General features: G+C 71.2%; 15 protein-coding genes. 10 read left to right on the forward strand and 5 right to left on the reverse strand.

The window, feature by feature from the left end:
• Positions 1-7: 7 nt before the first annotated feature.
• Entirely contained in the window at positions 8-592 is a 585-nt protein-coding gene (locus AC6RUA_RS07120; protein WP_499815236.1) for a PadR family transcriptional regulator, read from the forward strand.
• Positions 593-644: 52 nt separating this feature from the next.
• On the opposite strand, the gene AC6RUA_RS07125 is transcribed toward AC6RUA_RS07120, so the two are convergent.
• On the reverse strand, positions 645-2,453 hold the full coding sequence (locus AC6RUA_RS07125; RefSeq protein ID WP_499815237.1) for a site-2 protease family protein: 1,809 nt from the start codon (positions 2,451-2,453) through the stop codon (positions 645-647).
• 150 nt (positions 2,454-2,603) lie between these two features.
• Here AC6RUA_RS07125 and AC6RUA_RS07130 point away from each other — a divergent pair, with 150 nt between their 5' ends.
• The 3 genes from AC6RUA_RS07130 (at position 2,604) to AC6RUA_RS07140 (ending at position 6,467) form a co-directional block, all read left to right on the forward strand.
• On the forward strand, positions 2,604-3,140 hold the full coding sequence (locus AC6RUA_RS07130) for an LURP-one-related family protein (RefSeq protein WP_499815238.1): 537 nt from the start codon (positions 2,604-2,606) through the stop codon (positions 3,138-3,140).
• 55 nt (positions 3,141-3,195) lie between these two features.
• The gene (locus AC6RUA_RS07135; protein ID WP_499815239.1) at positions 3,196-4,731 is read left to right on the forward strand and encodes a heme-binding protein; all 1,536 of its coding nucleotides are present in this window, start codon (positions 3,196-3,198) and stop codon (positions 4,729-4,731) included.
• A 119-nt stretch (positions 4,732-4,850) separates the two neighbouring features.
• The gene (locus AC6RUA_RS07140; protein WP_499815240.1) at positions 4,851-6,467 is read left to right on the forward strand and encodes a sensor histidine kinase; all 1,617 of its coding nucleotides are present in this window, start codon (positions 4,851-4,853) and stop codon (positions 6,465-6,467) included.
• An 84-nt stretch (positions 6,468-6,551) separates the two neighbouring features.
• Here the strand turns inward: AC6RUA_RS07140 and AC6RUA_RS07145 are convergent, their stop codons facing one another.
• Complete coding sequence (locus AC6RUA_RS07145) at positions 6,552-6,722, reverse strand: hypothetical protein (RefSeq protein WP_499815241.1); 171 nt, start codon at positions 6,720-6,722, stop codon at positions 6,552-6,554.
• A gap of 21 nt (positions 6,723-6,743) precedes the next feature.
• Positions 6,744-7,856 (reverse strand): aldo/keto reductase, encoded by a 1,113-nt coding sequence (locus AC6RUA_RS07150; RefSeq protein WP_499815242.1) that lies wholly within the window; start codon positions 7,854-7,856, stop codon positions 6,744-6,746.
• Between the two features lie 138 nt (positions 7,857-7,994).
• Here AC6RUA_RS07150 and AC6RUA_RS07155 point away from each other — a divergent pair, with 138 nt between their 5' ends.
• Positions 7,995-10,235 carry a glycoside hydrolase family 32 protein gene (locus AC6RUA_RS07155; RefSeq protein WP_499815243.1) on the forward strand — a complete coding sequence of 747 codons (2,241 nt, stop codon included), beginning with the start codon at positions 7,995-7,997 and terminating at the stop codon, positions 10,233-10,235.
• Between the two features lie 29 nt (positions 10,236-10,264).
• Here AC6RUA_RS07155 and AC6RUA_RS07160 read toward each other — a convergent pair whose 3' ends face one another.
• Positions 10,265-11,635: a glycoside hydrolase family 68 protein gene (locus AC6RUA_RS07160; protein WP_499815244.1), complete on the reverse strand. Its 1,371-nt coding sequence runs from the start codon at positions 11,633-11,635 to the stop codon at positions 10,265-10,267.
• A 113-nt stretch (positions 11,636-11,748) separates the two neighbouring features.
• On the opposite strand from AC6RUA_RS07160, the gene AC6RUA_RS07165 reads away from it, so the two are divergent.
• The 3 genes from AC6RUA_RS07165 (at position 11,749) to AC6RUA_RS07175 (ending at position 14,214) form a co-directional block, all read left to right on the forward strand.
• Positions 11,749-12,666 carry an acyltransferase gene (locus AC6RUA_RS07165; protein WP_499815245.1) on the forward strand — a complete coding sequence of 306 codons (918 nt, stop codon included), beginning with the start codon at positions 11,749-11,751 and terminating at the stop codon, positions 12,664-12,666.
• A gap of 227 nt (positions 12,667-12,893) precedes the next feature.
• On the forward strand, positions 12,894-13,670 hold the full coding sequence (locus AC6RUA_RS07170; RefSeq protein ID WP_499815246.1) for an Nmad3 family putative nucleotide modification protein: 777 nt from the start codon (positions 12,894-12,896) through the stop codon (positions 13,668-13,670).
• A 64-nt stretch (positions 13,671-13,734) separates the two neighbouring features.
• Positions 13,735-14,214 (forward strand): hypothetical protein, encoded by a 480-nt coding sequence (locus AC6RUA_RS07175; RefSeq protein ID WP_499815247.1) that lies wholly within the window; start codon positions 13,735-13,737, stop codon positions 14,212-14,214.
• Between the two features lie 35 nt (positions 14,215-14,249).
• On the opposite strand, the gene AC6RUA_RS07180 is transcribed toward AC6RUA_RS07175, so the two are convergent.
• Positions 14,250-14,570, reverse strand: coding sequence for a DsrE family protein (locus tag AC6RUA_RS07180; protein WP_499815248.1), 321 nt, complete (start codon positions 14,568-14,570; stop codon positions 14,250-14,252).
• A gap of 122 nt (positions 14,571-14,692) precedes the next feature.
• On the opposite strand from AC6RUA_RS07180, the gene AC6RUA_RS07185 reads away from it, so the two are divergent.
• Both AC6RUA_RS07185 and AC6RUA_RS07190 read left to right on the forward strand, forming a co-directional pair.
• Positions 14,693-15,169 carry a cupin domain-containing protein gene (locus tag AC6RUA_RS07185; RefSeq protein WP_499815249.1) on the forward strand — a complete coding sequence of 159 codons (477 nt, stop codon included), beginning with the start codon at positions 14,693-14,695 and terminating at the stop codon, positions 15,167-15,169.
• Positions 15,170-15,367: 198 nt separating this feature from the next.
• On the forward strand, positions 15,368-15,574 hold the full coding sequence (locus tag AC6RUA_RS07190) for a hypothetical protein (protein ID WP_499815250.1): 207 nt from the start codon (positions 15,368-15,370) through the stop codon (positions 15,572-15,574).
• Positions 15,575-15,731 lie beyond the last annotated feature (157 nt).

A 15,731-nucleotide genomic window follows, 5' to 3' on the forward strand; every position in this document is an offset into this window, starting at 1 on the left:
AGGAGTAATGCGGAAGAGCGGCCCACCGCGCGGTCTCATCTCGTATCTCGTCCTCGAACTCCTCGAGGAGAAGCCGAGGTACGGGTACGAGATACTCAAGGAGATAACTGAGATCAGCGGAGGCCACTGGGAACCGTCGTACGGGTCGGTGTACCCCATCCTCTACAAGTTCGAGGACGAAGGGTGGGCCGAGCGCGTCGAACGGGCGGACGAACCCGACCGGAAGTACTTCGAACTCACCGACGCGGGGCGCGAGCACCTCACAGAGAAGCGCGTCGAGACGGGCGGGAAGGCCCGCGAGTTCGCCGACGTCATCCTGGGATTCTACCACGTGTACGTCGCGTTCGCCACGGACGAGCGCTTCGCCGTGGACGCGCCGGACGAGGAGTGGCGGTTCGACGACGACTACTCGGCCTGGATCGCGGAGCAGGTCATCCGCCACCACGAGCGCGACTTCGGGGAGTTCGAGCGCATCCCCGACATGCCGGAGGCGTTCCACGCCCGGATGAACCGCGGCGACGCGTCCGAGACGGCGGAGGGCGCGGTCGACGAGGAGGGAGCGGAAGCGGTCGCCGACGGCGGCTCGAACTGAGGCCGGGAGAACGAGCGCCCGGACGGACGGCGGTGCGCGGCCGGAGGCCGGCTCAGCCCGCGAGCAACTGCGGCCCGAACATGATGACGAGCAGCGCACCGAGCATCGTCAGCCCGACGGAGACGGTGATGGTCCGGACGAGGCTGTGTCGGTCGGAGACGGGGAGCCGCGAGACCACGCCCTCGGCGACCATCCGGAGGATGCGCCCGCCGTCGAGCGGGTAGCCGGGGATGCAGTTGAAGATGCCGAGCTGGACGTTTATCCAGGCGGTCCAGAACAGGACGTTCGCCGCGAGGAACACCGGCGTCTCCCCGAGGGCGCCGAGCGGGCCGGTCACGTCGTAGAAGTTGGTGAACTCGCCGTAGAAGCCCGCGAAGTTGTACGGGAGGAACCCGATGGTGCCCGCGAGCGGTAACACCAGCGCGACGTACGCCAGTCCGAGGAACGACCCGGCGACGCCGCCGAAGTTGCCCGGCGGGGAGCCGCCTTCGCCCCCGAGGAGCGCGAGGTACGCGCTCGCGGGGTACGAGCGGACGCCGAAGTCGTCGACGACCAGCCCGGAGACGCCCTGCGCGCCGAGTACGCCCAGCAGCGCGTCGTCGGGGTCGGCGGTCGCCTCGTTGGGACCGAGCGTCACCTCGTACTCCCGGAACTCGCCGTCGACGTACGCGCGGACGGTCACGGTGTCGTTCGGCGCGTGCGCGTCGATGACCCGGCCGAGGTCGGTGAAGTCGAGGACGCGCTCGCCCGCGATTCGGGTGACGACGACCGACCGGTTCGCCAGCGCGCCGTCGGTGGCGGCCGCGAACGCGCCGTCCGACTGGACGGTGGCGTACGCGCCGAGCGGGAGCGTCCGGACGCCGGCGCTCGTGTCCAGCCGGGCGAACTCGTGCTCGCGGGCCGCCTCGCGGAACGCGCTCATCGTCCGGACCTCGGTGCCGTTCACCGACCGGATGCGGATGGGGTCGTCGTCGGGGTCGACCGTGAGGTTCGCGGGGTTCCCCGGGACGCTCCCGGCCGCGACGACGTAGCGCTCGACGGTGACCGTCTCCTCGCCGTTCACCTCCACATCGACGACCGGGTCGCTCGTGTTCGCCAGCACCGCGTTCAGGGCCGACTCGTTCGCCACCGGCGTCCCGCCGACGGCCGTGACCCGGTCGCCGCCCGCGATGCCGGCCTCGTCGGCGGGCGTCCCCTGATAGACACCGCCGACCGCGACGCCCGCGGCGGGAGTGATGGCGCCGACGACCGGACCGAACAGCAGCGCGAACGCGACGGCCGTGACGACGAAGTTGTTGGTGACGCCCGCGGCGAACATCCGCGAACGCGCCCCGCGGTCGGCGCGCCGCTGGCTCTCCTCGTCGGGTTCCACGAACGCCCCGACGGGAATCAGCGCGAACAGGACGAGACCGAGCGAGTCGATGTCGATGTCCTCGACCCGACAGAGCAGACCGTGGCCGCCCTCGTGGACGACGAGCGCGACGAGCAGTCCGAACACGATCTCGGGCGCGACGGCGAGCGGGAGGAAGTCGTTGACGCCCGGGACGATGAGGAAGTTCGACGGCTCGTTCGCCTGCGTGACCACGGGACTCCGGAGCGTGGAGATGGCCGCCTGCACGAGGAAGAAGAACATCCCGAACATGACGACGAGCGCGACCCCGACGCCGACGTTGCTCCACGCGCGCCAGAACCGCTTCGGGCGGGAGAGTCGGTCGAGGAGCTTCCGCCCGTAGGTCGTGTGAATCGTCGTGAGCGGGCCCTGGACCCGGACGGCGCTGGGGAGGTAGCCGCGCGCCTGCAACCCCATGGCGACGACCGAGTACAGGAGCACGCCCGCGAGGACCCACAGGAGCGTGTTCATCACATCACCGGAGTCCGCGCGTGGACAAAGGGGTTCGGGTCCGACGCTCGGAGCCCGCAGTCGGGGACGGCTGCTGGGGGCGACGCGCCGTGGCCCCGTGGCCGCCCGGCGGCGCGGAAGGTTCATGCCGCCGGCGGCGACACACCCGCCATGTTCGAGGGGTCACACTACGAGGTCAGACAGCGGGTGTCCATCGGGAATAAGTACGTCGTCTACGAGGGCGACGACCCCATCCTCGAATCGGCCCAACAGAAGTTCCGGTTGAAGGAGGACTTCCGCTTCACCGACCCCGACTCCGGAGAGGAGCGGTTCCGGGTGCGGGCGGACTCGGTGCTCGACACCGCCGCCGCGTACGACATCGAGGACACGCGGACCGGCGAGCGAGTCGGCTCCGTCGAGCGGAGCGTCACGTCGTTCCTGAGACACGAGTACCAGTTGCTCGGTCCCGACGGTGGGGTAGTGGCGACGGTCAAGGAGGATAGCTGGCTGAACGCGTTCCTCCGGCGCCGGGTGACGACGCTGCTCCCGTTCGCGTACACCGTCGAGGGGCGAGACGGGAGCGAGGTGGGCAGCATCTCGGGCGCGTTCTCGCTGCGCGACCGCTACAGCGTCGACGTATCGGGCGATATCGACCCGCGCCTCGCGGTGGTGGCGGCGGTCGTCATCGACGCCATCGAGGAGAACTAGGGGGTCACAGAGGCGAAGGAAAACAGGCATACGCCCCGCGCTCCAACCTGCGGGCATGCCGGACGCACCCGAGACGGACGAGGGCTGGTACGTCCTCCACGACTTCCGGACGGTCGACTGGGACGCGTGGCGCGACGCGCCCGAGCGCACCCGCGAGCAGGCCCTCGAGGAGGGAACGGCCTACCTCGACCGCCACGAACGCGTGGCCGACGCCGACGAGGGTGCCTCGGCCGTGTTCTCGGTGCTGGGTCACAAGGCCGACCTCCTCGTGCTCCACTTCCGGCCGACGCTCGACGCGCTCTCGGCGGCCGAGCGTCGGTTCGAGTCGACGGCGTTCGCGGCGTTCACGGACCAGCCCACCTCCTACGTCTCCGTGACCGAGGTGTCCGGGTACGTCTCGGACGACTACTTCGCGGGGAACGAGGACGACGTCGACGAGGGGCTCCGCCGCTACATCGAGGGGAAACTCGAGCCCGACGTGCCCGACGACGAGTACGTCGCGTTCTACCCGATGAGCAAGCGCCGCGGCGAGACGCACAACTGGTACGACCTGAGCTTCGAGGAGCGCGCGGACCTGATGGCCGGCCACGGCGACGTCGGCCGGGAGTACGCCGGCCGCATCACACAGGTCATCGCCTCCTCCGTCGGGTTCGACGACCACGAGTGGGGCGTCACCCTGTTCGGCGCCGACCCGACGGACATCAAGGACATCGTCTACGAGATGCGCTTCGACGAGGCCACCGCGAAGTACGGCGAGTTCGGACAGTTCTACGTCGGCCGACGCTTCCCCCCCTCGGACCTCGCGGCGTACCTCGACGGCGACCCGGTGCCGACGAGCGCACACGGGGACCGGAGCCGGGACGCATCGCCGCACGCCTCCCCGCCGCGCGGCGACCACCCGCACGGGCAGGGGCACGGCGGCGAGGGCGACCACCCGCACGGCGAACCGGACGCTCACGCCGAGGGCGACCACGCGGACGCCGACGGCGAGGGCGACGCGACCGACGAGGAGCGAATCAGGGAGGAACTGACCGACCTCGACATCTACGCCGGGAAGCCGCACGGCGAGGACGTGTACGCGACGGTGCTGTACTCGGAGAGCGACCCGGCACAGTTGTTCGAGGAGGTCGAGGGGCTCCGCGAGAACTTCGACCACTACGGGACGCACGTCAAGACCGCCGTCTACGAGGGAACCCACGCCGACCGCGCCGCGGTCGTGAGCATCTGGGAGACGGCGAGCGCCGCCGAGACGGCCGCCGGCTTCCTCTCGGAACTCCCCGGCATCGTCGCGCGCGCCGGCGAGGAGTCCGGGTTCGGAACGATGGGGATGTTCTACACCGTCAAGCCCGACCACCGCGCGGAGTTCGTCGAGAAGTTCGACACCGTCGGCGAGGTGCTCGCCGACACGGACGGCCACCACGAGACCGACCTGATGGTGAACCGGGAGGACGAGAACGACATGTTCATCGCGAGCCAGTGGGCGTCGCGCGAGGACGCCATGGGGTTCTTCCGTTCGGACGCCTTTCGCGACACCGTGTCGTGGGGACGCGACGTCCTCGCCGACCGGCCGCGCCACGTGTTTCTGGCGTGAACCGGCGGCGAAGATAACACCGGTTCGGGCCGGTTTGCGTACCTCGTTGTTAGCTACGAGATATCACACCTGAGTGGCGAGTGGCGACATTTATCAGTACGCGTTCGTAAGCCAGACCGATGGACACCGGCAACGCCGCTGGGACGGATGCCGGCCGACTCCGGTCGCTGTACGCGACGACACGGCAGTTGATGCGCGCGTCGACGCGCGAGGAACTGTGCCGGGTCGCGGTCGACACGGCCGAAGACGTTCTCGGCCTCCCGCTGGTCGGCATCTACCTCAACGAGGAGGACGCGGGACTCGTCCCGAAGGCGACGACCACGGCCGTGCACGACCGCTTCGAGGGGCCCCCGGCGTACGCCCCAGGCGGGCTCGTGTACCGCGTGTACGAGAACCGCAGGACCTTCCGCGTCGACGGCGAAGACCGGGTGGGGAGCGACGACGACCTCTGGACGGGAGTCATCGTGCCCATAGCGGGGTACGGCGTGCTCATCGCCGGGGGCGACGGGGGGCGCGAACTCGACGACGAGGCGGTCGGACTCCTCGAGCTGCTCGCGGACAACGCCGCGAGCGCGCTCGACCGGCTGGAGCGGGAGCGCCGCCTCGACAGACTCCACGAGGCGACGCGCGAGTTGATGACGACCGACACCGCGTCGGTGGCCGCGGCGACGACGGACACGGCCCACGAGGTGCTCGGACTGCGGACGAACGCGGTGTACCTCCTCTCGTCCGACGGCGACCGGCTCGTGCCCGTGAGCGTCACCGCGGAAGCGCGCGACACGTTCGGCGAGATGCCGGACCTCGATCCCGGCAGCGCCGGCTGGCGGGTGTTCTGCACCGACGAGGGCGAGGTGTACGACGAGGTGCGCGACGCGGGGCTGGCGTCGGAGTCGGAGGCGCCGATACGGAGCGAGATGATACTCCCGCTCGGGAACCACGGCGTGTTCCTCGCCGGGGCGACGGAACCGAACGCGTTCAGCGAGGCGGACACCAGACTGGCTCGCGCGTTCGCGGACAACGTGAAGGCGGCGCTCGACCGGGCGGAGAAGGAGGAGCTACTACGGGCGCGCGAGTCGGAACTCGCCCGGCAGAACGAGCGGCTCGAGGAGTTCGCGTCGGTCGTGAGTCACGACCTGCGGAACCCGCTCAACGTCGCGGAGGGACGGCTGGAACTCGCGATGAGCGAGGGAGAGAACGGGGCGGACAGCCCGCACCTCGAACACGTGATGGAGGCGCACGACCGCATGGAGGCGCTCATCGACGACCTGCTCGCACTCGCCCGCCACGGCCGCTCGGTCGGGGAGACCGAACCGGTGTCGCTCGCGCCGCTCGCTCGCGACGCGTGGGACGTCGTCGACGCCAGCGACGGCGACCTGACGGTCGGCGACGACCTCGGCTCGGTCGACGCCGACGAGTCGCGGCTCCGCGAACTGCTGGAGAACCTCTTCCGGAACGCCGTCGACCACGCCGGCGACCACGTGGGGGTCGAAATCGGACGCCTCTCCGACGGCGACGGGTTCTACGTCGCGGACGACGGCCCGGGCGTCCCCGCCGACGACCGTGACCGCGTGTTCGACCGCGGGTACACCACCGCGTCGGACGGGACGGGGTTCGGTCTGGCCATCGTCCGCGACATCGCGGAGGCGCACGGCTGGACGGTGGCGGTCGTCGAGAGTCAGAGCGGCGGGGCGCAGTTCGAGGTACACACGGGCGACGAGCACGCGGAGCGAACGTGAACCGTCGGGAGCCTGTCGCCGCTCGGTCGGTCGGTTTCTAGTCGAAACAGGGGGGTCGTCGGGCGCGAGAACGGACCGGTCCCGTCAGCGCCGTCGCACGTACTCCGCGAGACCGACCAGTCCGCTCGCCAGCGTCGCGGCGGCCCAGACCGGACCGGACGCGTCGCGGCCGCGGGCGTCCCGGTAGACGGCGGCCGCGAGTACCGCGTGGACGAGAAGCGTCGCCGCGAGCAGCGCCCGGGTGAGTCGGCGCATCGGTGTGTCGGTGCCCCCGCCTCAGTCGGCCGGTTCCTCGGTCGGCAGGACGCCCGCCTCGCGCAGGTCGTCGCCGTCGACGGAGGTGCGGAAGTTCTCCGGGTCCATCCCGTCGTCCCGGTCGACGCCGAAGTTTCGGGCGTACAACGCCTCGACGCGGGCGACCTCCTCGTCGCTCAGCCGGGGGGTGTCGGGCGCGGCGGCCCACTCGTCGATGTCGTCGCGCGAGCGGAACGTCGGGGTGACCGACGCCACCTCGTCGTGACTGAGGAGCCACTGGATGGTGGCCTGGCCCATCGTGCGCTCCCCGTCGTTCCCGGGCCGCGTCCGGGAGCCAGAGGAGTCGTGCTCCCCACGGCGTTCGAGGAACCTGACGGCGTCGAGTTTCTCCCACCCCGTCTCGAACCACGCGTCCGGTCGGTGCGCGCGGTGGTCGCCCGTCCCGAGTTCCGTGTCGGGCGTCACCTGCTCGTTCAGCAGTCCGGACGAGTGGGGGACGCGGGCGACGAGGCTGGTGTCGGACCCCTCCTCGCGGACGGTGTCGATGAAGTGTCGGCCGGGGGTCTGCTCGAACAGGTTGAACACGGTCTGGACGGCGTCGAAGTCGAGTTCGACCGCGCGGTCCCCCTCCGCGAGCCAACCGATGGAGGGGCCGAGCGCCCAGCCGAGCGCGTCGTACAGGCCGTCCTCGCGCATCTCGTACAGCGTCTCGAGCACCTCGTCGGTCACCTCGTCGACGTCGGCGTTGTGGAGGTACAGCACGTCGACGTACTCCATGTCCAACCGGTCGAGGCTCCGTTCGACGGCCTCGCGGAGGTAGTCGGGCGAGAGGTCCTTCGGGAGTTCGCCGTGGCCCGCCTGCGGGTTGTTGTAGAAGTCGTAGCCCACCTTCGTGGCGACGGTGACCTCGTCGCGGTGTTCGGAGAGCGCCTCGCCGACGAGTTCCTCCGAGCGGCCGTGGCCGTACACGTCGCCCGTGTCGAAGAACGTGATGCCCCGGTCGAGCGCGTACTGGACCATCTCGACGGCCTCCGCGTCGCTCCGGTCGCCCCACCAGTCGGTGCCGACGACCCACGCGCCGAAGGCGACCTCGCTCACCTCGACGCCGGAGTCTCCGAGTTCGCGGTACTGCATGTGCCGGCCTTCGGACCGGTCGCACTTATCCGACGCGGTCGACGGGCGGGGCGGTCGCCCCGTGCGGGCGTCGGCCGGCCGCTCCCGAGACCGACCGCGACGGGAACGCTTTTTCGCCGGCGAGTGAATCGTCGTGGTATGGAGACGGCTCCGGTACGGGTAGGGATGCTCGCGGCCGACGGGCGGAGCGTCGAGCGAGGGACGGCGGCCGCCGTCGCGGAACGGGTCGCGGAGGCGGTCGACACGGTGTCGCTGTCGGCGGTCGCGGCCGGGGACGCCGGCCTCGACGACTTCGACGTGCTGTGGTGGCACCGGACAGACCCGCTCGACGCGTGCGGCGTGGACGTCGGCGCCGCCGGGCCGCCGGTACGCGAGTACCTCCGCGGGGGCGGGGGGTTGGTGGTGAGCGCGCGGGCGCTCTCCGCGGTCGCACCGCTCGGTATCGACCCCGTCGCGCCGGACGCCGCCGGGGTGATTCACCCGGGTGCCGAGGCGGGCTACCACGTGCGGGCACTCCACCGCGAGCACCCGCTGTTCGAGGGATTCGAGGAGTTCGAAGAGTTCGGCGGGACCGGGTCGCCGCCTCGCTTCGCGCTGGTCGGTCCCGGGGTCGAGGCGGCGTTCGCGCGGTACGACGGTCCCCTCCCCGCCCGGGGGGACGTGCTCGCCTGCGCGACCCACGGGGAGGACGACGCGTACCGCGAGAAGGCCGTCGTGGAGTGGCGCGTCGGCGCGGGCGGCGTGTTCGGACTCGGTGGCCCCCTCCGATTCGGCGGCGACGACGACCACGCGGCGGCCCGCGAGCGACTGGTCCGCAACGCGCTGGCGACGCTCGGGCGGAACGCGCTCCCCGCGTTCACGGGCCGACCGACGACGGGCGAGGGATTCACCGCGCTCCGCGACCGCCTCGCGGGCGACCACCACCGGCCGGCGTACCACCTGTCGCCGCCGGCGAACTGGCTGAACGACCCGAACGGGCTGGTGAAGTACGAGGGGCGGTACCACGTCTTCTACCAGTACAACCCCGCCGGGCCGTTCCACGACGCCATCCACTGGGGGCACGCCGTGAGCGACGACCTGGTGCACTGGGCGGACGAACCGGTCGCGCTCGCGCCTGACCCGGACGGCCCAGACCGGGACGGCTGCTGGTCCGGGTGTACCGTCGTCGATACGGACGGCACGCCGACCCTGCTGTACACGGGGGGCCGGAACCGGGACCAGCTTCCCTGTCTGGCGACGGCGGACGGCCCCGGTCTGCGGCGGTGGGAGAAACACCCCGAGAACCCGGTCATCGAGTCCCCGCCCGCGGGACTGGAGGTGTACGAGACGGTCGACTGGGCCGCCGAGTTCCGCGACCACTGCGTCTGGCGCGAGGACGGCGTCTGGTACCACGTCATCGGCTCCGGCGTCGACGGGGGCGGCGGTGCGGCCCTGCTGTACCGCGGCGACGACCTGACGGAGTGGGAGTACGTCGGCGTCCTCCACGCCGGCGAGGGACCGCGCGGCGCCCCCGTCTGGGAGTGTCCCGAACTCCTGACGTTCGACGACGCCCGCCTGCTGCACGTCTCCGACGACGACCGGGTGGCGTACTACCTCGGCGAGGCCGACCTGGGAACCGGCGCGGAGGAGGGGAGCGACCACGGTCCGGGGGGTGAGCCCTCCTTCGACGTGCGCGAGTCGGGACTGCTCGACCACGGCGACTTCTACGCCCCGCAGTCCCTGCGGGACGAGGAGGGCGACCGGTACGTGACGTGGGGGTGGCTCCCCGAGACGCGCGACGAGTCGGCCCAGTGGGACGCCGGCTGGTCGGGGACCATGTCGCTCCCGCGGGTACTCGACACCGAGGACGGCGAACTCCGACAGCGCCCCGCGACGGAACTCGCGACCCTGCGCGGCGAGCGCTCGCTCGCCGAGCGCGTCCACCTGGACGACGAGCGCCGGCCCCTCGACGTGCGCGGGAGCGCGCTCGAACTCGACTGCACCCTCCGCCTCGGCGACGCCGACGCCGTCGGTCTCTCGGTGTTCGAGAGTCCCGCCGCGAGCGAGCGGACCGTCGTCCGCTACGACGGCGAGACGGTGACGGTCGACCGGCGCGCGAGCGGCGGCGACGAACGCGTCGACCGGACGGAGCGGCGGATGCCGGTCGGGGACGTGGCGGGCTCGGACGCCGAGGAGGGCGGTGGCCTGTCGCTCCGGGCGTTCCTCGACGGGTCGACGCTCGAACTGTTCGCGGAGGAGCGGCGGTGTCTCACGACCCGCGTCTACCCGACGCGGCCGGACGCGGACCGCGTCTCCGCGTTCGCCGAGGGCGGGCGCGCCGACGTCGACGTGGAGGCGTGGCCGACGACCGGGACGTGGCCGACGTCGACCGGACGGTAGGCGGGAGCGGAATCGGGCGGGTCGGCCGCTCAGCGAGAGTCGCCGTACTCGCCGGACGGGTCGCGTCGCACCTCCCGCGTCGGGAGGTCGGGGAGCGCCTCGTCCGGGCGCGGGATGTGACCGTGCGCGAGTTTGCCGAGGACGCGACTACGGTCGCCCTCCAGCGAGACGCGGACCGTCGGCGCGAGCGTGCCGCCGAAGCGACGGAACTGTTCGTCCGGCGGGAGGTCGGCCACCTGGTCGAGCGTCCGTCCCTCCAAGTCGTAGTAGTTGAAGAAGGCGGTGACCAGTAGCTCTTCGGCGTGGGGGAACGCGAGCCACGAGTACGCCTGGAACGGCGCGTTCGTCGGGTTCGTGAGCACGAGGCCCGTGTCGTTGAGCGGGCGGTACGCCCCGCGCAGCGAGTCGGCGACGAAGCCGTACAGGGCGTCGAACCCGTCGATTCCGGGCGCGAACGTGTGTTCGTGGCTGGAGACGAACAGGTAGTAGCGGCCGTCGCGGACGACGACGTGGGGGCGTTCGAGTTCCTGATTGACGCACGTCGAGTGGAGCAGGGGGTCACGGAGGGTCCACTCGGTCGGGTCGCCCGTCGGCGAATGGGCGACGCCGACGGCGCCGTTGAACTCCTGTGGGACCGGGTCGCCGTCGCAGGCGTCGCTCCCCTCGGGGACGGGGGCGTTCGCCTCGAACAGCAGGTGCGTCCCGCCGGTCGCCGGGTCCTCGAAGAACCACGGGTCGCGGAAGGTGTACATCATGCCGCGCGACTGCTCCTCCGTCTCGTAGCGGACGCCGTCGGGTCGCAGGAGCGACTCGTGGGTGAACGTCCCCTCGACCGTCAGGTCGTCGCCGCCCACCGCGAGCGTCCCGCCGGTCGCGAGCGCGACGTGCTGGGTGTAGCTCAGGTCGGCCTCCCCCCGCGCGCCGGCGGCGGTGTAGTAGCAGTAGAGGTCGGACGGGCCGGGACCGTCGGGGTCCCACAGCGCACAACCGGCCCACTGCCGAGAGCCGAGCGGTTCGCTCCCCTCGAAGACGGGACCGGCCGACGCCCAGCGCTCGCCGTCTGCGGAGTAGAAACACCGGACGGTGGCCACGTCGTGACGCTTGCCGGGGAGGAGGTCGCGGGGAGCCGTGAGCGCGAAGGCGACGCGGTAGCCGCCCACGTCCGCGAGCGAACCGTCCCGTTCGCGCAACAGCCACGTGTCCCAGAGGTACACCTCGTCGCTAATCGGGTCGACCGGCGGGTAGATGACGGGCGTCACGGCGTCGTCGACGCGGGCGAGTCGGCCCGCCTGCTCGCGGGTCCACGCGGGCGTCCGCTCCCGAACCGCGTCGGGGTCGTCGGCTCGTTCGGGCGCGGTCGCCGCGTCCGGGCCGGCGTCGGAGTCGGGCGCGTCGGGCATGGGTGAGCAGTCGGAGTCGGGGTCCTAACCGCTGTCGCTTCGGCAAGACAGTCGGGTTCTCGCAGACTGCGCACATCCGAATCCCTTTGTCCGCCCCGAGTCAAGCCGAGGACATGACCAAGCGTCACGTCTCGCTCCCGGAGGACGCCGAGGAGGGACTCACGGCCTTCATCGAACGGGTAGACGAACGCCTCTCGGGCGCGGAGGACACCTGCGACGTGGTCCGCGACACGCTGATCGACCTCTTCGGGGACCGTGACGCGTACGAGCGGTGGCATGCCGGCGGCGACGTGACGCCCGCGGAACGGGTCCGCCTCCAGGGGTACGACCCGTGCAACGCGACGCTGGAGTCGGAGTACTACGCCGAGAAGGACGAGGAGAGGTTCACCCGCTCGAAGCACCTCCAGTGGCTCTGGCGGCAGTTCGACGCGACGCCGATGGCCGACAACATCGCGTTCGCGCTCCGCTTCCGGCGGATGCTCGCGCGCCACCTGTTCGCGGAGGCCGGCGAGGACCTCCGGCTGTTCAAGGGCATCACGTTCACCTACGGGCACAACATCGAACTGGGCGACAACGTCGTCGTCCACGACGACGTCCACCTCGACGACCGGGGAAAGCTGACCGTCGGCGACCGGGTGTCCATCTCCGACTCGGTGCACGTGTTCAGCCACGACCACGACATCGTCGACCAGACGGCGGTGGAGAACTACCACACCGTCATCGACGACGACGCGCGCCTCACCTATGACGTGATGGTGCGGGCGGGCATGCGCATCGGGAAGAACAGCGTCGTCGGCGCGAAGAGCGTCGTGCAGGGCGACGTGCCCGACCACCACATCGCCGTCGGCGCGCCCGCCAAGAGCGTGAAGGTGAAACCCGGCTGGGAGGAGGAGGCCGACCCCATCGAGGACCGTCTGACCAACCGGGCCGAGGAGCGGAAACTCGACACGCCCGTCCCGGACGACATCGAGGTGCTCGACGAGTTCGAACGCCACCTCTCGCCGCCGGACGCGCCCGAGGCGGACGACTAGCGAGACGCGAGGGAGCGAAGCGACCGAGCGTCTCGGAGGCCGTGCGGCGCGCTCTCCGGGGCGCGCCGCAGAGAAGTGGGGGTGCGGTCAAGCGACTGGAGGGAGCGAGACGGCGTGGCACGGCCCTCGGGCCGGGCCGTCGATAACGACAGCGAGACGCGAGGGAGCGAAGCGACCGAGCGTCCCGGGGATGCACCGTTTTTGCCGGTGCGGTCCCACGGACGGACGTGCCCCGAGCCGTCGCCATCAACGTCGCCGCCAACACCAACCTCCCCGGACGCCGCGGACCGGTGTACGGGGACGGCTCGTTCGTCTACGTCCCCATCCCCGAACGGAAGCCGACCGCCGAACCGGTACCGACGTACGCGGACCTCGGCCTCGCGGAGTACGTTCCGGCCGACGCGCGCGACTCGCCGGTCCACCGCGACCCGGAGTTCGTCGGCGTTCACGGCGGCGAGCGGTACACCTACGGCGACCCGCACGGCGTGAAGGCCGGTCCCCTCTCGCGGCTCGAACCCGGCGACTTCCTGTTCTTCTACGCGACGCTGACCGTCCACCGCGAGGAGAGGGGAGAGAGCGGTGAGACGGGCGACGGGAGCGCCGCGGACTGGCTCCCGCCCGAGTGGGGCGCGTTCGTCGTCGGCGCGTTCGAGGTGAGAGAGGCGACGACGGGCGAGGCGTACCGCGACCTGTCGACGACCGACCGGGAGCGGTTCGCCTCGAACGCTCACCTCCGTCGGGAGACGTTCGACGCGGCGGTCCTCGTGCGCGGTACCGACGCGTCGCGGCTGTTCGACCGCGCGGTCCCGCTGTCGACGCCGGCGGCCGGCGCGGACGCGAACCACCTCGTGACCGACCTCTCGAACGACTCGGGACGGGGGCCGTGGTGGCGGCGCGTCCTCCGGTACGACGCCGACGCGACCGCCCGGCTCCGAGCGTACATCGACCGTGACCCGACCGAGTGGCTCGGCGGCGACGGTGACGGCGGGCGCGACCCGGAGTAAGCGCGGGCGAGAGAGGCGAGGTGACCGTCGCGCGCACGGCGGGCGTCAGTTGCCGTGCATCGCGGTGGGACCGCGCGAGAGAACCGAGACGACCGCCGCGCGCGCGACGCCACGAACGCGCCGCGAGGAACAGGGCCGTCGCGCGGACGAGCCCGCTCGACCCGCCGAGCGCGGCGACGCCGATGGCGAGCAGCGCCGCCACCACCGTCAGCAGTTCGGTCTGTGCGGGCGCGCGCGGCCGACGGCGGCGCTCCACCGCGACGCCGGTGACGACGCCACCGAGCACGAGGACGAGCGAGACGAGTTCGAGGAACCCGGCGAGTTCGATGCCGACGAGTACGCCGAGGGTCGCCGCCGTGCCGTTGGCGAACGCGAGCAGGACCGACTCGCCGTTGGCGGACCAGTTGCCCGCCTCCGCCAGCCGCTCGAACAGCCGCGGGAACGCGAGCCGTGCGACGCCGAACACGACCACGAACGGCACGACGAGGAGGGCCAGGCGGAACGCGACTCCCAACTGCAGCGGAACCATACCACGAGAGGGTGACCGGGACCCTATAAAAACGGGCGGTACGGTCCGGGCTACGGGCGGATGTACGCGTACCCCACGTCCTGGAGGCGCGTGAGTTCGCCGACGCCCGAGGAGGCCGCCTCGGCGCCAGCGGGTAACTCCTCGACCGTCGCGTCGGCCCCGCGGAGCGCGTTCGAACAGACGCGGAGCGCCGCGCCCGCGTCGAGGACGGCCGTCGCCTTCGCGCGCATCCCGCCCGCCGCGGCGTCGACGACCGCGCCGCTGTCGACGACGACGACGATGCGGTCGACCGAAACGGCGTCGTCCTCCCGGAGATTCCGCACCTTCGCGTCGACGTACGAGAACTGCTCTGTCGTGGAGACGTGAAACACGGTGTCCACGACCCGGAGGAGGCGAGGCGACACCCTCTGCGTTTCGGTCGGCGCCGCCTCCCACAGCCGAACCGCGTCGCGCGGAGCGAACCGATTTGCCCCCGGCACGAGAACCCGCGGCCATGGAGCACGTCTCGATAGCCGAGGCGGAACCGACCGCCGCCGACGGCGGCGGCGTCCGCCGCGCGCTGACCGAGCCACTGGACGCGTCGAGCGTGGCAATCAACCACTACGTCCTCGCACCCGGCGAGCGGTTCAGCGGGTCGCTCCACGCCCACCCGGACCAGGAGGAGGTGTTCCTCGTCGTCGAGGGGACGGCGACGTTCGAGACGCGCGAGGGGGAGGTGACCGTCGAGGCGGGCGAGGCGGTTCGGTTCGCGCCCGGCGAGTTCCAGTCAGGGAAGAACGACTCGGACGACGAGGTGGTCGCGTTCGCGCTCGGCGCCCCCCGCGACAGCGAGGACGTGCGCATCGCTCGGATTCCTGTGCTGGACGCGGACGTCGAGTGTCCCGACTGCGGCCGCGGCGACATGCGGATTGGGGAGGAGGGGCCGGGGCTGGTCTGTCCGGACTGCGGCGCGGAGTTGGAGGTGGAGTAGTCCGGAACGGCCCCCCTCCGGTACTCAAACCCGCCGCCGGCGACGAACTCGAATCGAGACGGGGTGAAGCTGGTAGTCGGCCGAAGAGTCCAGCCGTTGGTCACGTCCGAGACGGCGAATTATCTCGCGTCTATCCGGTTCGTTCGGCTCCCATACCAGAAGGACTTTTCTCCCACTGAGAGTCGCCGACAGTGTACCATGCGAATCTCACGACTCGTGGTTGGGCTCGTACTCGTACTGGCTCTCGTGGCCGGTGCCGGTGCGGGCGTAGCCGCGGCGGACCACGACACGAGCAACGACAACTGCGGCGGACTGCACACCGCGGACGAGAAGACCGACGGCACGCCCGCCGAGGAGCGCGTCGGACACATCCACGGGGAGTGCCACGAGAACGTCCACTCGTAATCTCCAGTTTCGGCCGTTCTTCTGTCGGCCAGTGCGGGTGGTGGAGTCGTTCGGGCTCCCGACGAACTGAGCCGTCTCCGGTCGGACCCATCGGAGCGTCTTCTAGAGAACCTCGTCGCGGACTACGCTCGTGCGTTCCGGGTAGAAGAAACCCGTG

It is taken from the genome of Halorarum sp. SLYT50 (assembly GCF_059821265.1).